At 66.8% G+C, this 18,747-nt stretch carries 15 protein-coding genes; 11 read left to right on the forward strand and 4 right to left on the reverse strand.

Annotated elements, in window-relative coordinates; genetic code table 11:
• Nucleotides 1–333: 333 nt before the first annotated feature.
• The 4 genes from J4D28_RS29510 (at nucleotide 334) to J4D28_RS29525 (ending at nucleotide 5,747) form a co-directional block, all read left to right on the forward strand.
• Nucleotides 334–1,251: a LysR family transcriptional regulator gene (locus J4D28_RS29510; protein ID WP_038583194.1), complete on the forward strand. Its 918-nt coding sequence runs from the start codon at nucleotides 334–336 to the stop codon at nucleotides 1,249–1,251.
• Nucleotides 1,252–1,652: 401 nt separating this feature from the next.
• Nucleotides 1,653–3,197 carry an MFS transporter gene (locus tag J4D28_RS29515; protein WP_103331903.1) on the forward strand — a complete coding sequence of 515 codons (1,545 nt, stop codon included), beginning with the start codon at nucleotides 1,653–1,655 and terminating at the stop codon, nucleotides 3,195–3,197.
• Between the two features lie 25 nt (nucleotides 3,198–3,222).
• Nucleotides 3,223–4,281, forward strand: a complete 1,059-nt coding sequence (locus tag J4D28_RS29520; RefSeq protein WP_103331902.1) for an HlyD family secretion protein — start codon at nucleotides 3,223–3,225, stop codon at nucleotides 4,279–4,281.
• Nucleotides 4,278–5,747 carry an efflux transporter outer membrane subunit gene (locus J4D28_RS29525; RefSeq protein ID WP_028681499.1) on the forward strand — a complete coding sequence of 490 codons (1,470 nt, stop codon included), beginning with the start codon at nucleotides 4,278–4,280 and terminating at the stop codon, nucleotides 5,745–5,747. The genes J4D28_RS29520 and J4D28_RS29525 overlap by 4 nt, the downstream gene beginning before the upstream one ends.
• Here J4D28_RS29525 and J4D28_RS29530 read toward each other — a convergent pair.
• Nucleotides 5,710–6,429, reverse strand: a complete 720-nt coding sequence (locus J4D28_RS29530) for a DUF3142 domain-containing protein (RefSeq protein ID WP_038630324.1) — start codon at nucleotides 6,427–6,429, stop codon at nucleotides 5,710–5,712. The genes J4D28_RS29525 and J4D28_RS29530 overlap by 38 nt on opposite strands.
• A 2-nt stretch (nucleotides 6,430–6,431) precedes the next feature.
• The gene (locus tag J4D28_RS29535; RefSeq protein ID WP_103331901.1) at nucleotides 6,432–8,603 is read right to left on the reverse strand and encodes an outer membrane assembly lipoprotein YfiO; all 2,172 of its coding nucleotides are present in this window, start codon (nucleotides 8,601–8,603) and stop codon (nucleotides 6,432–6,434) included.
• Nucleotides 8,604–8,844: 241 nt separating this feature from the next.
• On the opposite strand from J4D28_RS29535, the gene J4D28_RS29540 reads away from it, so the two are divergent.
• The 4 genes from J4D28_RS29540 to J4D28_RS29555 are packed head-to-tail and all read left to right on the forward strand — an operon-like array spanning nucleotide 8,845 to nucleotide 13,570.
• The gene (locus J4D28_RS29540; RefSeq protein ID WP_023969900.1) at nucleotides 8,845–9,627 is read left to right on the forward strand and encodes an efflux RND transporter periplasmic adaptor subunit; all 783 of its coding nucleotides are present in this window, start codon (nucleotides 8,845–8,847) and stop codon (nucleotides 9,625–9,627) included.
• The gene (locus J4D28_RS29545) at nucleotides 9,624–10,943 is read left to right on the forward strand and encodes an efflux RND transporter periplasmic adaptor subunit (protein ID WP_103331900.1); all 1,320 of its coding nucleotides are present in this window, start codon (nucleotides 9,624–9,626) and stop codon (nucleotides 10,941–10,943) included. Before J4D28_RS29540 ends, J4D28_RS29545 begins: the two co-directional genes overlap by 4 nt.
• On the forward strand, nucleotides 10,943–13,039 hold the full coding sequence (locus J4D28_RS29550; RefSeq protein WP_016705083.1) for a biotin/lipoyl-binding protein: 2,097 nt from the start codon (nucleotides 10,943–10,945) through the stop codon (nucleotides 13,037–13,039). The genes J4D28_RS29545 and J4D28_RS29550 overlap by 1 nt, the downstream gene beginning before the upstream one ends.
• Nucleotides 13,040–13,066: 27 nt before the next feature.
• Complete coding sequence (locus J4D28_RS29555) at nucleotides 13,067–13,570, forward strand: GNAT family N-acetyltransferase (RefSeq protein ID WP_009046341.1); 504 nt, start codon at nucleotides 13,067–13,069, stop codon at nucleotides 13,568–13,570.
• Nucleotides 13,571–13,630: 60 nt separating this feature from the next.
• On the opposite strand, the gene J4D28_RS29560 is transcribed toward J4D28_RS29555, so the two are convergent.
• Nucleotides 13,631–13,942 (reverse strand): DUF6916 family protein, encoded by a 312-nt coding sequence (locus J4D28_RS29560; RefSeq protein ID WP_009046342.1) that lies wholly within the window; start codon nucleotides 13,940–13,942, stop codon nucleotides 13,631–13,633.
• Nucleotides 13,943–13,995: 53 nt separating this feature from the next.
• Complete coding sequence (locus J4D28_RS29565; RefSeq protein WP_009046343.1) at nucleotides 13,996–14,583, reverse strand: phage tail protein; 588 nt, start codon at nucleotides 14,581–14,583, stop codon at nucleotides 13,996–13,998.
• Between the two features lie 221 nt (nucleotides 14,584–14,804).
• Here J4D28_RS29565 and J4D28_RS29570 point away from each other — a divergent pair, with 221 nt between their 5' ends.
• The 3 genes from J4D28_RS29570 to J4D28_RS29580 all read left to right on the forward strand — a co-directional run.
• Nucleotides 14,805–16,448 (forward strand): glycosyltransferase family 39 protein, encoded by a 1,644-nt coding sequence (locus J4D28_RS29570; RefSeq protein ID WP_103331899.1) that lies wholly within the window; start codon nucleotides 14,805–14,807, stop codon nucleotides 16,446–16,448.
• Nucleotides 16,449–16,676: 228 nt separating this feature from the next.
• A complete protein-coding gene (locus tag J4D28_RS29575) occupies nucleotides 16,677–17,522 on the forward strand; it encodes a sulfotransferase (protein WP_103331898.1) in 846 nt (281 codons plus the stop codon).
• A 52-nt stretch (nucleotides 17,523–17,574) separates the two neighbouring features.
• Nucleotides 17,575–18,747: DUF4347 domain-containing protein (locus J4D28_RS29580; protein WP_207246511.1), on the forward strand; the 1,173-nt coding region annotated here is incomplete at its 3' end.

Here is an 18,747-nt window from a genome sequence, read left to right on the forward strand (position 1 = left end):
GGCACGTTCCGCCTGGCACACCGCATGCGCCGGTCTGGCGAGGACTTCGTCCTCGATCGCAGCCTGCGGCAGCGGCTACACAGAGCGGTGTCCATGGTTGAACGACCCCCCACGATCCCGTAGCCGCTGCCGAGCCCGCGAGGCTGCGATCGGCCCCGCAGGGGCCGCAAAACCTGACGGCTCATTCTGCCTGGCACACCGCATGCGCCGATCTGGCGAGGACTTCGTCCTCGATCGCAGCCTGCGGCAGCGGCTACAGAGTGGTGTCCCTGACTGAAATGACCCTGCTAGCATTGCGCCTGACTCATTCCCGATCAGCCACGAGTGCTCAGCATGCAACTCCCGGACATGAACCTTCTGGTCGCCCTCGACGCCCTGCTCGACGAGGGCAGCGTGGTCGGCGCGGCGCGGCGCATGAACCTCAGCCCGGCGGCCATGAGCCGGACCCTCACGCGGATCCGCGAGGCGCTGGGCGACCCGATCCTGGTGCGCGCCGGCCGTGGCCTGGTGCCCACACCCAAGGCCCTGGAACTGCGCGGCCAGGTGCGCGACCTGGTGGAGCAGGCGGCGCTGGTGTTCCGCTCCGGCGATCAGGTCGACCTCAGCACCCTGCGCCGGCGCTTCAACGTACGCGCCAACGACTTCTTCGTCGGCGTCTATGGCGGCCGCCTGATCGACACCCTGGAGCGCCAGGCGCCCCATTGCGAACTGCGTTTCGTCCCCGAAGGTGATGGCGACGACGAGGCCCTGCGCGAAGGACGGATCGACCTGCGCATCAGCAATACCCGGCCGCTGACCCCGGAAGTGAAGGTGCAGAACCTGTTTTCCACCACCTTTGTCGGCCTGGTGCGCGAGCATCATCCGTTGCTCGACGAGGAGATCACCGCCGAGCGTTTTGCCGCCTTCCCGCACATCAGCATGTCCCGGCGCGGCATCGCCCGTGGGCCGATCGACGCGGCGCTCGGCGACCTGGGGCTGGAGCGCCGGGTGCCGCTGATCGCGCCGAGCTTCCATGCCGCGATGTTCATGCTGCCGGATTCCGACCTGATCCTGCCGGTGCCCAAGGAAACCCTGCTCAGCGTGTCGCGCCTGGGCCTGCACCTGCGTTCCTTCGCCTTGCCGATTCCCCTGCCGACCCTGGTGCTGACCCAGGCCTGGCACCCGCGCTACGACAAGGACCCGGCGCACAAATGGTTCCGCGAGACCCTGCGCGCCTCCTGCAACGAAACCTGGCGCACCGCCCAGCCCTGAAAACACCCAATATCCCGTAGGAGCGAGGCTTGCCCGCGATAGGCACGCCACGGTTAACCTGCTGCACCGCGTTATCGTTCATCGCGGGCAAGCCTCGCTCCTACAGGGTTACAGAGCACCACAACCCCTGTAGCCGCTGCCGAGCAACGCGAGGCTGCGAACTAGGTGGGCGAGATTCCGACTTAATCCTCGCCAGGCAGCGCCCGCGATTGGCCGGTTGGATCAGGTCGCCTGGTTTTGCGACGGCTGCGCCGCCGATCGCAGCTTCGCGTTGCTCGGCAGCGGCTACACGTCATCCAATCGTTGCGCGTGGTGCACTTATAAGCTGTCGATAAGTCAGTTTTCGTCAGCTGTCGGGCTTTTTAAACTGCTTCGGTATTTCCATCGGAGTCGTTCCCTTCATGAGTTCCCTCGCCGTGGCTGTGCCGGCACCCGTTGAAGGGGCCAGCAAACCGGCAGCTGCCAGCCCCGCGGTCTTCGGCCCGCGAATCATCATCGGCCTGCTCGGCGTATTGCTGGCGGTGCTGGTGTCGGGCCTCAACGAGATGGTGACCAAGATCGCCCTGGCCGATATCCGTGGCGCCCTGGCCATCGGCTACGACGAAGGCACCTGGCTGGTGGCCAGCTATACCGCCACGTCGGTGGCGGCTATGGCCTTCGCGCCCTGGTGCTCGGTGACCTTCTCGCTGCGGCGTTTCACCCTCTGCGCCATCGCCCTGTTCACCCTGCTGGGCGTGCTCTGTCCGTTCGCCCCGAACTACCACAGCCTGTTGCTGCTGCGCACCGTGCAGGGGCTGGCCGGCGGCGCGCTGCCGCCGATGCTGATGACCGTGGCCCTGCGGTTCCTGCCGGCCAACGTCAAGCTCTACGGCCTGGCCGGCTATGCCCTGACCGCCACCTTCGGCCCGAGCCTGGGCACGCCGCTGGCCGCCCTGTGGACCGAATACGTCGGCTGGCAGTGGGCGTTCTGGCAGGTGGTGGCGCCCTGCTTGCTGGCGATGCTCGCGGTGGCCTACGGCCTGCCCCAGGACCCGCTGCGCCTGGAGCGCCTCAAGGCCTTCAACTGGCGCGGCCTGCTGCTGGGGTTTCCGGCGATCTGCATGCTGGTGATCGGCATCCTGCAGGGCAACCGCCTGGACTGGTTCGGCTCGCCGCTGATCTGCCTGCTGCTGGGCGGCGGCGGGTTGTTGCTGGTGCTGTTTCTGATCAACGAATGGTCGCAGCCGATCCCGTTCTTCAAGTTGCAGATGCTCGGCATCCGCAACCTGTCGTTCGCCCTGCTGACCCTGGCCGGGGTGCTGGTGGTGCTGACCGCGGTGATCATCATTCCGTCCAGCTTCCTGGCCCAGGTCCAGGGCTACCGGCCGTTGCAGACCGCCCCGGTGATGCTGGTGATGGCCCTGCCGCAGTTGATCGCGCTGCCGCTGGTGGCGGCCCTGTGCAACCTGCGCTGGGTCGATTGCCGCTGGGTGCTGGGCATCGGCCTGACGATGCTGGTGCTGTCGTGCCTGGGCGGCACGCAACTGACCTCGGCGTGGATCCGCGACGATTTCTACGTGCTGCAACTGCTGCAGATCTTCGGCCAGCCGATGGCGGTGTTGCCGCTGCTGATGCTTTCCACCGGCAGTATCCAGCCAATCGAGGGGCCGTTCGCTTCCGCCTGGTTCAACACCGTGAAGGGCCTGGCGGCGGTGATCGCCACCGGCGTGCTGGATGCCCTGACCACCCACCGCCTGCACTTTCACTCGACCATGCTGGTGGACAGCCTCGGCAACTCGCCGCTGAGCGCCATCGACGCCAGCAACCTCGCCCAGTGCCTGCACCGCCAGGCCGTGGTGCTGACCTCCGCGGACCTCTACTACGTCATGGCTGGCGTGGCGGCGGCCCTGATCCTGCTGATTTTCTGGCTGCCGACGCGGATCTATCCGCCACGCGCGCCGACTTGAACGCTCACTGAGACAGAAGGTTTTTATGACGATCCACATCAAACACAAAATCGCCGTCAGCGTGGCGGCGGTCGCGGTCCTGGGCGTGCTGGTGTATCTGGTCACCGGCAAGGCCACCGAGCAGACCACCAACGACGCCTTCGTGAGCGCCGACTACACCCTGGTGGCCCCGCGCGTGGCGGGTTTCATCAAGGAAGTGCTGGTGGAAGACAACCAGCGGGTCAAGGCCGGCCAGTTGCTGGCGCTGATCGACGATCGCGACCTGCGTGCCGCGGCCCAGGCGGCGGACGCCGAAACCCTGGTGGCCAAGGCGCAGTTGCAGAACGCCCGCGCCACCCTCGACCGGCAAAGCTCGGTGATCGCCCAGGCCCAGGCCTCGGTGGTGGCCGCGCGGGCGGAAATGGCCTTCGCCGAGCATGAACTGAACCGCTACAACCACCTGGCCGGGGTCGGCGCCGGCACGGTGCAGAATGCCCAGCAGGCCAGGACCCGCATCGACCAGGCCAGCGCGCGGCTGGCCACGGCCACCGCGGCGCTGGCGGCGGAACGCAAACAGGTGGAGATCCTCACCGCCCAGCGCGACGCGGCCGAGGGCGGGCTGAAGCGCGCCCAGGCGGCCCTGGAAATGGCCAGCTACGAGCTGTCCTACACGCGCATCGTCGCGCCGGTGGACGGCATGGTCGGCGAGCGCGCGGTGCGGGTCGGTGCCTATGTCACGCCGGGCAGCAAGATCCTCGCCGTGGTGCCGCTGGAGCAGGCCTATGTGGTGGCCAACTTCCAGGAAACCCAGCTGGCCCGCATGCACCCCGGGCAGCCGGTCGCGGTGCGGGTCGACAGCCTGGACGGCGAAACCCTGCGCGGCCGGGTCGAGAGCCTGGCGCCGGCCACCGGGGTGACCTTCGCCGCGGTCAAGCCGGACAACGCCACCGGCAACTTCACCAAGGTGGTGCAGCGCATTCCGGTGAAGATCCTGCTGGAGCCCGGCCAGCCCATGGCCGAGCGCCTGCGGGTCGGGATGTCGGTGGAAGCGAGCGTCGATACCCTGGGCCAGGCCAGCTCCGTGCGTGAGGTGGCGAAGCGATGAGTCGTCTGCTCCAGCCGGTATTCGCCCTGGGCCTGTTGTCCCTGGCCGCCTGCACTGTCGGCCCGGATTTCCAGCGCCCCGAAGGGCCGCGGGTCGAGGCCTGGGCCAGCCCGCAAAAGGCCGCGCCGAGCCAGGTGGTGACCAGCCCCCTGGACGAGCGCTGGTGGGATGTCTTCAACGATCCGCAGCTGTCGGCCCTGAGCCGGCGCGTGCTGACCGACAACCTCGATCTGCAACTGGCCACCAGCCGCCTGCAACAGAGCCGCGCGGCGCGCCAGGTGATCACCGCCGAGCGTTATCCGACCAGCAACGCCAGCGGCGGCTACGCGCGCAAACGCAACAGCGGCGAAGGCCTGAACGACCCGTCGGGTCACGAAGGCAAGTCCGCCTTCAACCTGTGGGACGCCGGCTTCTCGGCGTCCTGGGAGCTGGATTTCTGGGGCCGCGTGCGGCGCGAAACCGAGGCCGCCGACGCGACCCTGGAAGTCGCGGAAAACGATCGGCGCGGGGTGCTGTTGTCGGTATTGGCCGAGACCGCCCAGGACTACATCCAGCTGCGCGGCGTGCAGAGCACCCGCGCGGTGACCGAGCAGAACCTCGACGTCGCCCGCCACAGCCTCAAGCTCTCGCAACTGCGCCTGGCCGATGGCGTGGCCACCGACCTGGACGTCGCCGAAGCCGCCGCGCAGGTGGCGACCATCGAGTCGCAACTGCCGGCCTTGCAGCAGCGCCAGGCGCAACTGATCAACGCCCTGAGCCTGCTGATGGGCGAGCCACCCCAGGCCCTGCACGCGGAACTGGCGGCGGATGCGCCGGTGCCGCAAACCCCGAGCCAGGTCGCCATCGGCCTGCCGTCGCAACTGGCCGAACGCCGCCCGGACATCCGTCAGGCCGAAGCCCGCCTGCATGCCGCCACCGCCAGCATCGGCGTGGCCAAGGGCGACTTTTATCCGCGCATCACCCTGTCGGGCAACTTCGGCTCCCAGGCCATGCAGCTGTCGGACTTCGGCTCCTGGGGCTCGCGCCAGTTCGGTATCGGCCCGCAGTTCAGCCTGCCGCTGTTCGACGGCGGCCGCCTGCGCGGCATGCTGCACCTGCGTGAAGCCCAGCAGCAGGAAGCGGCCGTCGCCTACCAGCAGACCGTGCTGCGCGCCTGGCATGAAATCGACGACCAGCTGACCCGCTACAACAGCAGCCAGCTGCGCCGCGACAGCCTCGCCGAAGCCGTGCGGCAGAACCAGATCGCCCTGCGCACCGCGCAACAGCAATACGTCGAAGGCGTGGTGGACTTCGTCAACGTCCTCACCGTCCAGGGCGCCCTGCTCGCCACCCAGGAACAACTGGTGGAAAGCTCGACCGGCGTTTCCCTGGCCATGGTCGGCCTGTACAAGGCGCTGGGCGGTGGCTGGGAGTCGGTGTATCCGTTGGCTAGCGCGGATTCTGCAAAAACACCACATACCCCCTGAACCACGGGCTGTCTTTCAGGTAGTCCGGTTCCTGCCATTCGCCGCCCTGGATCAGGCCCACCTTGAATGGCAGGCCCATGCGGTCGAGGCGGGGCAGGTAGGCGGCGTAGTTGGGAATGCTGTGGCGGCCCTGGTAGGTCTGCACCACTACTTCGTCGATGATGCCCTTGAGGCCGGCGATGGCCTCGGGGTTGGCGTTGCTGCTCCAGTCCATCAGGCCGGTGATGCTCAGGCGGTACTGCGCGGGCAGGCGCTGGCGCAGGTCGCGCAGGAAGCTGCTGTATTCCTCGAGGTAGCGGGTGCGGGCGTCGAAATCGATCTGGATCCCGACCACCGGGTTGCCGGCCTGCTGCCAGCGCTGCACCTGGCCCAGCAGCTGGCTGTAGACCGGCTCCGGCCAGTGCAGGGTGTGCGCACGGTAGACCACCCAGACCTCGCCCTGGCGCAGGCGCGGAATGGCCATGCCCTGGGCGATGAAGTGCACGTTGCCGCTCGGGTCGCGACGCGAGCGGCTGATCTGTCCTTGCAGGATGTACAGGGTCTTGGCCTGGTTCAGCACCGGCTGCGGAGCGACGCCGCTCCACAGCCAGAAGGCCTGGTGGTCGCGGGCGTCGACCGCTGCCTGGGCACTGCCGGTCAGCAACAGCCAGACCGGCAGCAGGCATTTCCAGAAACCGCTCATGCTTACCAGTAGTACTGCAGCGACTTGCCCCACTGGGTGTCGGCGAAGGTGCCTTTGAGCTGGCGGAACCAGGCCTTGCGTACTGCCGGTTCGACGTCCTTGCCGCCACAGCTGTTGTAGCCCGAGGGCGCGTAGCAGTTGATGGCGCGGTACAGGGCGTAGGCGCGGTCGTCGCGCGGCGCCTTGCTGTTGGCGATCACCTGTTTGTAGCCGTCGAGGCGGGAGAACAGCTCGCCCTTGAAGGCCGATTCCGTACCGCCCAGGGATTGCTTGTCGGGCTGGCTGTCCAGCGGCATGCCGTCCAGGCCGTTGCGCAGGATGAACTCACCGAAGCAGTTCAGGCCTTGCGGGTTTTTCCCATCCGTCTCCAGGGCCGCCGCGGTTTGCGCGATGCTCGGGCAGGTGTAGCCGGACTCGGCCTTGTCGCCGCTCCACTGGAACAGCTTGAGCGACTGGCCGTCGCTGTAGACGTAACCCAGGCTGTAGCCGAGCTTGTCTTCAGGGGCGCTGGCCGGCAGTTGCTTGAGGTCGCTGGCGAAGGCCGCGTACTGGCTGCGCAGCAGGTCCTTGTAGAGCAGCACGAACTGCGCGGTGTTGCGCTCTACCGGGTCGGCGGCCTGGCTGATCTGCTGGCGCAGCAGCGTGGCATCGGCCACGTTGCGCAGCAGGGTGAAACGCACCTGTGGGCTTTTGATCGGCGAGTCGGCGGCGAACACCTTGGCCAGTTGCTGGTTGCGTTCGTAGTTCATCGCCAGGGCCAGCTCCAGCTGTTCCCGTTGCAGCGGTTGCTTGGCCAGGGGCAGCAGTTGCAGCCACAGGGCCTGGGCGCCCGGGCCGTCGTTCTGCGCTTCCAGGGCCAGGCCGCGCAGGGTCTGCTGGCTGAAGGCGAGGTAGTCGAGGTTGGCGGGCAGCTCGCCGGGCAGCAGTTTCAGCGCGGCGTCCGGGTTGTTGTCGACATACAGGGCGAAGGCCGCCAGCAGGTAGTCGTGCAACGCCGGTTGTGCGGCGAAGACCGCCTTCTGTTGCTGCAAGGCCTCGCGGGTCAGCCGGCCTTCGGCGTGCTCGCGCATCCACATCAGGTCGTTGACCGCCAGCAACAGCGGGGTGCTGACCGGGTTGCGGTTGACCATCAGCAGCTTGGTGTCGACTTCTTCCACCAGATCGTTCAGCGACAGGTTGCGCTGCTCGTCCTTGGCCTGGGTCATTTGCCAGGCGTAGTCGGCGGCCAGCTTGTCCGGATTGCCGTCCAGCCAGTGCACCCGGCGCAGCAGGCCCTTGGCCGAAGCGGCGTAGGCGCCCTGTGGATAAGTTTGCAGGTAGCTGTCGAAGCCGGCTTCGGCCTGTTGCAGCGTGGACTTATCCACATGCTCGAGCGCGGGCATGCCGTATTCGTCGAAAGCGTTTTGCTGGGCGCTGTTGAGGGCCGTGCGGGCGTTCATGTACAGCGCGGTTTCTTTCAGCCAGGTATTCGGGCTGTCCTTGAGCGTGGCGAAAGCCGCGCCGGCCTCGCTGAAGCGGCCACTGTAGAAGTCGCCGGCGGCCTGTAGATAAGTGGCGAAACCCTTGCCCAGCGGGGTCTGCAGATTGGTTGGCAACAGGCTGGCCAGTTGTGGGCTTTCCCAGCTGCAGGCGGCGAGCAGCTTGACCCGGCTTTGCGCCAGCGCCTGGCGCTCGCTGTCTGGCAGGTCGGCGGCAATCAGTTGGTCGACAAACACCTGGGCGCTGGCGTCCGAGTTGCTGCGGCAACGGCTGCCTTCGCCGGACAGAAACGCATCGCCGGCCGCCTGAGGCGCTTCGCGCACCACCTGCAAGGCTTCCAGGCGGCCGTTGAGGTCAGTGTCGGCGCTGGCTGCCGGTGCATCCGCCGCTTCGGGGCCGGGCGCCGGGTTCAGGCGAGACACCGAAAACGGCACCGGCCCATACCCTTCGGCCAGGTCGTCGGCGTCCAGCGCTTTCGGCGCCAGGGGCAAGGCACCGCTGTCGGCCAGCAACAGGCGCAGGTTCACCCGGCTGTCGTTGCCCGGGTTGAGAAACGGCAGGCTGCTGCAGCCTTCGAGGTTTTTTTTGAGCAGGGTCCAGCGCGGGTAACAGGAATCGTCGGAGCTGGCCTGGGCCTGATTGCAGAGGAGGGCGCCGAGCGCCAGTGTCAAAGACGACAAAAGACCGATACGCATGAATTGTCCTTAATCCGAAACTATGGGAGCCGAAGGTCCAAGTGTGGCGCAAATCATACAGAAGGCATTCGCGGGCATCTAAAATACCCACACGACCCGATATACGCCGCGCCGGACAAGGCATCTATGCTGTCAGGCGGGCATTCGATGCCGTTGTCGGGATCGATAAAGATAGTGGCCATTTGCTTGACGCTTGTGCTTGCTGTCTTAGACTCCGCCCATCCGTCAGGGAGTTACGGTTATGCGGCGATTTCATGGATTGGGATTCGGATTGACCTGCCTGGTGTGCGTGGCCCAGGCGCAGACGCCTGCACCAGACGATCCACTGCTCAATGACAGTGCTGCCGGCGCCGCCGTGGCGAGCGGCAGCGAAGCGCGAGGCGTGCTGCGGGCCAAGGATCAGGCGGTATTGGCCGGCGAACTGTCCGGGCGCATCGTCGAGTTGCCCTACAGCGAAGGCGAGTCCTTCAAGAAAGGTGACGTGCTGGCCCGCTTCGATTGCTCGGCCTACCAGGCCCAGCTCAATGCCGCTCAGGCCGCCAGCCGTGGCGCCAACGAAGAGCTGGCGCACAACCGCCAACTGGCTTCGCTCAACTCGGTCGGCCGCTTCGAAGTGGCGCGAGCCGCGGCCAAGGTCTCCGAGACCCAGGCGCAATCCCAGGTCTATCAGGTGCAGGTCAAGCGTTGCAGCGTGGTCGCACCGTTCGACGGGCAGGTGGTGGAACGCAAGGTGCAACGCTACGAAAGCGTGACGGCCGGCTCGCCCTTGCTGGAAATCGTCGACAACCGTTCGCTGGAAATCCACCTGCTGGTGCCGTCGAGCTGGATGGGCAAGCTCAAGGCCGGGCAGACCTTCAGCTTCGTCCCCGATGAAACCGGCAAGCCGCTGGCCGCTACGGTCAAGCGCCTCGGCGCGCGGATCGACGAGGGCAGCCAGACGCTGCTGCTGGTGGCGGCCGTGCCCAACGCCGAGGGCCTGTTGGCGGGCATGAGCGGCACGGCGCGGTTCGCGGAGCTCAAATGAACGCACCGGTAGCGGGCGCCGCCGAGCAGGTCTTCGCTCGGTTCCTTGACCTGGAGCGTCAGACCCGTGCCGCGCGTACCGTCGAGCAACTGGCCTACAGCCTGGTCAACGACGGCCAGGCGCTGTTCGGCTTTCGCCACGCAGCGCTGGTGATCGCCGGCAAGGTCCGCGCGGTGACCGGCGTCAGCGCGCTCGACCCGAATGCGCCCTTCGTGGCCTTCGTCGAACAGGCGGTGACCCAGCTGTTCAAGCTCGAACTCGTGCAGCAGGCGCGGGTGATCGCGGCCGAGCAATTGAGTGCCCCGGTGCGGGTCGACTGGCAGAGCCTGTCGGCGGCCGAGGTGTTCTGGTTGCCGCTGATCGATCGCCAGGGCGCAGTCTTTGGCGGCCTGTGGCTGGCCCGCGACACGCCGTGGAACCCTTCCGAACAGGTGCTGCTGGCGCAACTGGGCGACACCTACAGCCACGCCTGGCTGGCGCTGCAGCCGCGCAAACCGTGGCGCCTGCGCTGGAATCGCCAACGCCGGCTGGCGCTGCTGGCGGTGGTGTTGCTGGGCCTGCTGATTCCGGTCCGGCAATCGGTGCTGGCGCCGGCCGAAGTGGTGCCGTTGGGCGGGCGTGTGGTGGCGGCGCCGCTGGACGGGGTGATCGCCGAGTTCCTGGTCAAGCCCAACCAGACGGTGAAAACCGGCGACCTGCTGCTGCGTTTCGAAAACACCACCCTCAACGCCCAGGCCGATGTCGCCGCCCGCGCCCTGGGCGTGGCCGAGGCGGAATTGAAGGCCAATTCCCAGCGGGCCTTTGCCGATGCCGAATCCAGCTCGAAGATCGACCTGCTGGCGGCCCGGGTCGAGCAGAAACGCGCCGAACGCGATTACGCCCGCGAACTGCTCAAGCGCAGCGAAGTGCGCGCCGAACGCGACGGTATCGCGGTGTTCGCCGACGCCGAGCGCTGGACCGGCAAACCGGTGCAGACCGGCGAGCGGCTGATGGAAATTGCCGACCCGAGCCAGGCCGAATTACGCATCGAACTGGCCGTGGGCGACGCCATTGCCCTGGAGCCCGGCGCGCAGGTGGCGCTGTTTCTCGACAGCGACCCGTTGCAGCGCCATCTGGCCAGCCTCGAACGGGCGGCCTACGAGGCGCAGCCGACGCCGGGCGGGCAACTGGCTTACCGCCTCGATGCGCGTTTTCGCGAGGCGCCACCGCGGATTGGCCTGCGCGGCACGGCCAAGCTCTTTGGCGAGCGCGCGCCGCTGGCGCTGTACCTGCTGCGTCGGCCCCTGGCCGGTCTGCGGCAGAGCGTGGGGTTGTAATGGACCTGCCGGGTCTGCGCGCGGACTTGCAGCTGTCGGCAGCGGCGCCGGCGCTGGACGGTTCGCCGCGCTGGACCCTGGCCGACCCGGTGCGCGGTCGTTATTTCAAGCTCGGCGCGGCGGCGATGCGTTTGCTCAGGCACTGGTCCCTGGGGGACGCCGGGCAGGTGCTGCGCGCCGCCAATCGTGAGCCGGGGCTGCCCCTGGGCGGCGCGGAACTGGATGAATTGCTGGGCTTTTTGCGCAGTCACGACCTGATCACCGCCCTCGATCCGCAACAGCGCGCCAGCTATGACCTCAAGGCCGCCGCCCAGCACCAGAGCCTCTGGCAGGTGCTGCTGCACCAATACCTGTTCTTTCGTATCCCGCTGTGGCGCCCGGACGCCTTTCTCAATCGTGCCTGGCCGTGGCTGGCGCGGTTCGGGCCGGGGCTGTTGCGCTACGGCTTGCCGCTGACCCTGGGGCTGGGAGTGTTCCTGGTATCGCGGGACTGGCAGCGCTTCCTGGCGACCTTCCCCCACCTGTTCAGCCTCGGTGGTGCCCTGGCGTTCGGCGTGGCGCTGTTTTTCGCCAAGCTGTGCCATGAGTTCGGCCACGCCTTCATGGCCAAGCGTGCCGGCTGCCGGGTGCAGAGCATGGGGGTGGCGTTCATGGTGCTGCTGCCGATGTTCTACACCGACGTCAGCGATGCCTGGCGAGTCAACGATCGTCGCGCGCGCTTGCTGATCGGCGCCGGCGGCGTGCTGGCCGAGCTGCTGCTGGCCAGCATCGCCCTGCTGGCCTGGTCACTGCTGCCGGACGGCCCGGCACGCACCGCGGCCTTCATGCTCGCCAGCGCGACCTGGATCACCACCCTGGTGATCAACCTGAACCCCTTCATGCGTTTCGATGGCTATTTTCTGCTCAGCGATTTCTGGGAGGTGGACAACCTCCAGGGGCGGGCCTTCGCCCTCTGTCGCTGGCGCCTGCGCGAGGCTTTGTTCGGCTACCGGCAGCCCGCACCGGAGCCCTGGTCGCCGGCCATGCAGCGGCGCCTGCTGTGGTGGGGTTATGGCTCGTGGCTGTGGCGCGCGGTGCTGTTTTTCGGGATTGCGCTGGCGGTGTACCACCTGTTTTTCAAGCTGCTGGGCATCTTCCTGATGCTGGTCGAGTTGGTGTGGTTCATCTTTTTGCCCATCGTGCGCGAGTGGCGCGAATGGTGGACACGCCGCGAACAGGCCGATGCGCCGCGGGTATTGCTCAGCAGCCTGGGGCTGGTGGCGGCGCTGTTGCTGGTGGCGGTGCCCTGGCGCAGCTCGGTGGAGGTGCCGGCGATGCTCGAGGCCGGACGCGCCAGCGCCTTGCATGCGCCGGTGGCGGCGCGGGTCTGGCAGGTCAATGTCAGCGACGGTCAGGCGGTGAGCAAGGGCCAGGTGCTGGTTGAGCTTGAGTCCCCGGACCTGGCGTCGCGCCAGGCCATCGCGCGGCGGGAAATCGAGATCCAGCAACTGCAGATGCGCCGCCGTGCCGGGCGCAGCGAGACCGCGGCCGACGCCGGGATTGTCGAGCAGCAGTTGGCCGAGGCCGTGGCCGAGTACCGCGGCCTGTCGGCGCAACGCGAGCGCCTGCTGCTGCGCGCGCCCGAAGGCGGCCAGTTGCGCGACCTGCTGCCGCAACTGCAGGTGGGCCGCTGGGTATCGCCCAAGGATCCGCTGGCCCGGGTGGTCGAGCCGGGCGCGCGCTTGCGCGGCTTCCTTGCCGAGGCCGACCTGTGGCGCGTCGCGCCGGGGGCCACGGGGCGCTTTATCGCCGACGACCCGATGCACCCGGCGCTCGAGGTGCAACTGACCGAAGTCGACACCAACGGCGTGGCTTATATCGACCAGGAGGCGCTGACTTCCGATCACCATGGGCCGATTGCCGTGCGCCGCGATGAAAACCGCCGCGCCGAACCGGTCCAGGCGCAGTACGGCGCGCGGCTCAAGGTGCTCGACGCCAGCGTCACCCCGAGCCAGCCGCTGCGCGGCGTGGTGGTGTTGCAGGGGCGTGGCGAGTCGCTGCTGGGTACGGCCTGGCGGCGTCTGGCGGCGCTCGGCGTGAGGGAAAGCGGGTTCTGAGACAAGGAATTTTCAGGGAGAACGCACATGTTGCATAAGGATTCAGCCATGTCCGATGGCCTGGTGGTACGGCCGTCGCGGCCCACCGACGGACCGTTCCTGCAAAGCCTTTACCGCTCGGCGCGCAGCGATCTGCAATGGATCGATGGCGAGCAGGAGCAGATCGAGCAGGTGATCGCCCAGCAGTTCCAGGTCCAGGAGCAGGGCGCGGGGGAGAACTTCCCCGGCGCCATGCACTACGTGATCGAAAAACTCGGCAGCGCCATCGGTGCCTTGACCACCGATTTCGGCCCCAATGAAATCCGCGTGCTGTACCTGGCGTTCATTCCGGCCGCCCGCGGTCGCGGCTACGGGCGCACGGTGCTGCGGGGCGTGCAGAAGGCCGCCGAACAGGTGCGCTGCCCGGTGGCCACGGTGGTCTGGGCCAGCAACCCCCATGCGCGCCGGCATTACCTGGCGCTGGGGTTTCAGGTCGAGGAAGCCAACCCGGCGGCCGAGCGGCTGGTGTGGTATCCCGGCCCGCGCGGCTGAGCGGCGCAACCCGGCGGATTCGAGCCAGTGCCTGGGGCAATGCCGCCAGGCACGCCCGGTTCAGTTGAAGGCGATATAGAAATAGCCCAGCGTCGGATCGCGGCCCAGGGCCGGCACCCGCGACACGAACATGTCTTGCAGATGGCCGACGCCGGGCAGTTCCAGGTCGCACAGGCCGTCGACGAACTCTGTCGGCTCCAGGCTGTTGAGCTCGACGCAGAAGGGCATGCGCGCGCTGTTCGGCATGCGGGCCTGGGGGGTGTCCTTGATGGACTCGATATGGACCAGCAAGACGCTGCCGTCCGGTAGCAACAGATTGCAGGTTTGCCCCAGCAAGGGCTGGAAATGCTCACTTTGCAGCAGATGCAGCATGGCGCCACTCCTGGCCGGAAAAAGGGCCGGGGGAATGTCCCCCGGCGCGAACTTCAATTGCGCGATGGGAACAGGCCGTTCAGGGCCACGCTGAAGTTGATCACCAGGAACGGGTTCATCACTGGCAGCGGCAGCCCGTTGCCGGCGGGCGAGATGGTGCCGGTGATCGTGGTGTTGACCCCCTGGAGCGGCACGGGCGTGGTGCCTTGCTTGTCGGAGTAGATGGTGGCGGTGCCCGGCCCGCCGCCGGAGGTGCCGATGAACGAGTTGGTGGCCGTCGGGGTACTGGCCGGGTTGCTGGCGGGGTTGGCCAGTTGCAGCGTGGTGGCGGCGTTCAGGCCGGCGAGGGTATGGGTGTGGGCAGGCAGGTTGTTGAGGGTGGGGGTGACGTTTTCGGTGCCGGAAACTTCGCCGATCACCCGGGGCGTCAGGCCCAGCCCGTTGCCCTGGCCGATGGGCAGGCGCCCTTGCAGGTTCGGCAACTGGAAGTTGGTGGTGCCGTTGCCGCCGTAGTAGGTGCCCAGCAGCGAAAACAGCGCCTGGTACTGCGAGATCCCCAGGGTCTGGCCGTAACACGAGGCCCAGCCGTTGGGAGGGAAGTTAAAGGAAAAAGCTTGAATGGTGCCCATGAACACTTCCATAGTTTTTCATCCTTCAGGTTAATCAGTGGAACTCCCTGAGCCGATCCCTGGTGTCTGGCCTGACAGCTTGACCGATACGGTCAGAACGCCAAGCGGGCTCGTTGACAGCAGTGGTTAGCGTAGACGCTGTTCCGCCAGTCGCCCGGGGTGATGGGGCGCCTTATGTCTGGCCGGATAAACAGCGATGCTGTGCTGGTAAAACGCGGGTGCAGGGGTAATTCATGGCGTTTCGCAGAGAGCCGCAATTGCTGGGTACGGCCGAGCCGGGCATCGCCCTTCGGCTGACGCGTGACACGCAGCGCCTGATCGCGCTGCTGCGGGCGTACTGGCTGCCGCCGATCCTGCTGCTGGCGGCGGCCACCCGCTTCTACGACCTGACCGCCGCGGCCATCTGGGGCGATGAAGGCTCCAGCCTGTTGCTCAGCCGCTACGGCCTGAGCGAGCTCTGGGTGCACGCCGCCCATGACGTGCATCCACCGCTGTACTTCATGCTGCTGCGCGGCTGGATCGCGCTGTTTGGCGACGGCATCTTTGCCATTCGCAGTTTCAGCGCCTGGCCGGGGATTATCTGTGTCGGCCTGGGTGTGTGGCTGGTGGCGCAGATCGCCAGCCGTCGCGCGGCGATCCTCGCCGGCTTCCTGCTGGCCCTGCTGCCCACCGCCGTGCGCTACAGCCAGGAAGTGCGCATGTATGCGTTGTTGGGGGTGTGGCTGCTCGGCGCCACCATCGCCCTGGTGTACTGGGTCAGGCAGCCCCGGCGTCAACGCTACCTGGTGTATTACACGCTGCTGATGAGCGCGGCGTTCTACACCCACTATTTCACCGCGTTCTGCGTGCTTGCCCACTGGTCGTACCTGTTGCTGCTGCGCCTGCACGCAACGCCGCCGAGCCGGGCGATCAACCGGCCGGCCTGGTGGCTGGCCAACGCTGCCATCGTCATGCTGTTCGCCCCCTGGCTGCCGGGGCTGGTGGACCTGCTGCAACATATCGACCAGCTGAAAGCCAGCGGCGACGTGGGTTGGGAGCCGTCGGTGGACTTTTCCTCGCTGCCCTCGATGGTCTGGCAACTGCTGACCCAGGACGATGGCGAAACCCGTTCCCCGCTGCTGTTCGCAGGCCTGCCGCTGCTGGTGCTGGGCGTCGCCGGAATGCTCGCCTGGCGTGACCGCTCGCCCTGGCGCTGGCACTGGTTGCTGGTGATCTACACCGCGCTGCCGCTGTTGCTGGTGTTTGCGGTGTCGTTCGTTTCGCCGGTGTTCATCGAGCGCTACCTGACGGCCTATGCCTTGGGCTTGCCGCTGATTTTTGCGATTGCGGTCGACCAACTGCTGGCGCAGGCCCGCGTGCTGGCGCTGGCGATCCTGTTGCTGTTCGGCGGGGCCGAGGTGGTCGGCCTGAACAACAACGCCACGGTGGATAGCAACGATCAGATCAGCGTGCTGGTGGACTACGTGAACCAGCGCTACGTGGCCGGCGACCGGATCGTCACCAGCGATCTGCTGTGGTACCTGAGCTACGTCTACTACAACCGTACCGATGCCCAGCCGCTGCTCTACACCCCGCCCACGCCCGCCGGGGTCTCGACCCGACCCAATGCCTATGGCTTCGGCACCCTGATCGACCAGCAGGCCGACAGGGGTTACCTCGACCGGCTGTCGGCGTTGCCGGTGGGCAGTGGTCGCGTCTGGCTGATCGGCACGGCCGAGCAACCCGATGAGTTCGCCCCGCTGCCGGGGCAATGGCGAAAGGCTGGCGAATTCACTGCTGGCGGGGTCACGGCCCGGTTGCTGCTGATGTGCGGCACTGTGCAGGGCCAGGCGTCGGCGAAAGCGCTGTGTAGCCAGCCAGGGAAACCTGCTGGATAGACGCCTTGGGCGGTTTTTCGCAAAAAAATCGGCCTGTGAACAGGCGGGTGACGAAAGGCAGGATTCAGGGCGGTCAGCGGCTTAATCGATTCATGTTCAGTCCCAGAGCGGCTGCTGTTTTTTTGAGCACAGATTTTTTGTGGTTTTGCTCCGAATTGATATCAAAGCACCACTGTTGGTTTTCTGACCTTGCACTACGCTTTTTCCGTAAATGGACTTATAGCTAGGGTGAAGGGATTGCCGCAGTTCCATTTTATCTCCGGTTTACCGCGCTCAGGGTCGACCCTGCTGTCCGCCATTCTGCTGCAGAACCCGCGCTTTCACGCCGGCATGACCAGCCCGGTGGGGGCGCTGTTCAGCGGCATCCTCGAACAATGCAGCGCCGGCAGCGAATTCGGCGCGGTCATCGACCTCGACATGCGCCGCCGCTTGCTGCGCGGGCTGTTCGACTCCTACTACACCGACAAGGCCGACAAACCGGTCATCTTCGATACCAACCGCCAGTGGTGCGCGCGCCTGCCGGCCTTGAAGGACTTGTTTCCCAAGGCCAGGACCATCGCCTGCGTGCGCAATGTCGCCTGGGTCATGGACAGCCTGGAACGGCTGTACCGGGCCAACCCCTTCGAAAACACCAAGCTGTTCGGCGATGCGGTCGAGCGCAATTCGGTCTACAGCCGCTGCGAAACCCTGGCCCAGCACAACCGCCTGGTGGGGTATGCCTGGACGGCCTTGAAAGAGGCCTATTACGGCGAAAATGCCGATTCGATGCTGATCGTCGACTATGACCTGCTGAGCCAGGCTCCCGAGCGGGTGATGCGGCTGATCTACGACTTTATCGGCGAACCCTGGTTCGAACACGATTTCGACAGCCTGGCCTACGACGCGCCCGAGTTCGACCAGGCGCTGGGGGTCGCGGGCCTGCACAAGGTCAAGGCGCGGGTGGCGCTGCAGTCGCGGCGCACCATCCTGCCGCCGGACCTGTTCGAGAAGTATGCGCAGCTGTCCTTCTGGAAAGACGGGGCATCCAGCGCCGCCAATGTCATTCGCATGAAATCCGACGCCGCGGTCCGTTGACCGCGGTTTTTCAATTCGCACCTTTCAGCACGTTCGAGTCCGGGTGAGCATCATGTGGTGGAGCAAAGGCAAGTCGCGGGTCAATCAGCGGGCCACCGGGCGGACGAATGCCCTGGCCTCACCGATGATCATGCCCCTGGAGCCGCGCATGCTGTTCGACGGCGCGGTGGCGGCGACGGTGGCCGAGGCCGTCCAGCCGGACAGCCACACCACCACGGACGTGGCCAAGACACCGACCGCCGCCGATCAGCCGAGCGTCAGCAAGGACACCCACGGCCAGGCCGATGCAGCGCCTGCCGCGACCCCGACCGCGGTGCCGGGGCTGACGGTGGTGTTCGTCGATTCGCGGGTCAAGGACGCCGACAGCCTGCTCCAGGGCCTGGCGCCCGGTACCCGGGTGGTGCAGCTGGGTGCGAACCAGGATGGCCTGCAGCAGATCGCCGATTACCTGGACCAGCATCAGGGGGTCAGTTCGGTGCAGATCATCGCCCACGGCAATGCCGGGGACCTGTGGCTGGGCAACAGCTACCTCTCGGCTGACAACGTCCAGGCGCGTAGCTCGGTGCTGGCGGACATCGGCCAGGACATGAACGCCGGCGGCGACATCCTGATCTACGGCTGCTACACCGCCGAGGGCGAGCGCGGCCTGAGTTTTGTCGATTCGCTGGCGCAGCTCACCGGTCGCGACGTGGCCGCCTCCAGCGATCGCACCGGCGTGGGTGGCGACTGGGAACTGGAGATCGCCACCGGCACCATCGAAAGCGCCAATGTGCTGTCCACCCAGGCCATGCAGGATTATCAATGGGGGCTGGCGACCTGGACCGCCACCAACAACGCCAACACCGGCGTGGGTTCGTTGCGGGCGGCGCTGGCGTCGGCGCAGAACGGCGACATCGTCACCTTCAGCAGCGGCATGACGGTGCAGCTGACCTCCGAACTGCTGGTCAACAAGAACGTGACCATCGACGGCGACCTGAACAACGACGGCGCGGCGGACGTAATCCTCGACGGCCAGTACCGCACCCGGGTCATCGAAGTGGCCTCGGGCAGTACCGTGACCCTCGATGGCCTGGTGATTACCCGGGGCCTGGTCTCGGGCAACGGCGGCAACGGCGGGTATGGCGCGACCGGCGCCATGGCCGGGGGGATTTTCAACGCCGGCAATCTCACCCTCAACAACGTCACCGTGACCTCCAACGCGGCTTCGGGCGGCGGCGGCGGCGGC

Origin of the sequence: Pseudomonas sp. GW531-T4, assembly GCF_017349615.1 — a bacterium.
GTDB lineage: Bacteria > Pseudomonadota > Gammaproteobacteria > Pseudomonadales > Pseudomonadaceae > Aquipseudomonas > Aquipseudomonas chlororaphis_I.

What these genes read in the sequence shown, in the direction of transcription:
- J4D28_RS29550 (WP_016705083.1), top strand. Translation starts at nt 10,943, where the DNA reads ATGGACCTGCCGGGTCTGCGCGCGGACTTGCAGCTGTCGGCAGCGGCG.
- J4D28_RS29545 (WP_103331900.1), top strand. Translation starts at nt 9,624, where the DNA reads ATGAACGCACCGGTAGCGGGCGCCGCCGAGCAGGTCTTCGCTCGGTTC.
- J4D28_RS29515 (WP_103331903.1), top strand. Translation starts at nt 1,653, where the DNA reads ATGAGTTCCCTCGCCGTGGCTGTGCCGGCACCCGTTGAAGGGGCCAGC.
- J4D28_RS29555 (WP_009046341.1), top strand. Translation starts at nt 13,067, where the DNA reads ATGTTGCATAAGGATTCAGCCATGTCCGATGGCCTGGTGGTACGGCCG.
- J4D28_RS29530 (WP_038630324.1), bottom strand. Translation starts at nt 6,429, where the DNA reads ATGAGCGGTTTCTGGAAATGCCTGCTGCCGGTCTGGCTGTTGCTGACC.
- J4D28_RS29525 (WP_028681499.1), top strand. Translation starts at nt 4,278, where the DNA reads ATGAGTCGTCTGCTCCAGCCGGTATTCGCCCTGGGCCTGTTGTCCCTG.
- J4D28_RS29570 (WP_103331899.1), top strand. Translation starts at nt 14,805, where the DNA reads ATGGCGTTTCGCAGAGAGCCGCAATTGCTGGGTACGGCCGAGCCGGGC.
- J4D28_RS29510 (WP_038583194.1), top strand. Translation starts at nt 334, where the DNA reads ATGCAACTCCCGGACATGAACCTTCTGGTCGCCCTCGACGCCCTGCTC.
- J4D28_RS29565 (WP_009046343.1), bottom strand. Translation starts at nt 14,583, where the DNA reads ATGGAAGTGTTCATGGGCACCATTCAAGCTTTTTCCTTTAACTTCCCT.
- J4D28_RS29560 (WP_009046342.1), bottom strand. Translation starts at nt 13,942, where the DNA reads ATGCTGCATCTGCTGCAAAGTGAGCATTTCCAGCCCTTGCTGGGGCAA.
- J4D28_RS29520 (WP_103331902.1), top strand. Translation starts at nt 3,223, where the DNA reads ATGACGATCCACATCAAACACAAAATCGCCGTCAGCGTGGCGGCGGTC.
- J4D28_RS29540 (WP_023969900.1), top strand. Translation starts at nt 8,845, where the DNA reads ATGCGGCGATTTCATGGATTGGGATTCGGATTGACCTGCCTGGTGTGC.
- J4D28_RS29535 (WP_103331901.1), bottom strand. Translation starts at nt 8,603, where the DNA reads ATGCGTATCGGTCTTTTGTCGTCTTTGACACTGGCGCTCGGCGCCCTC.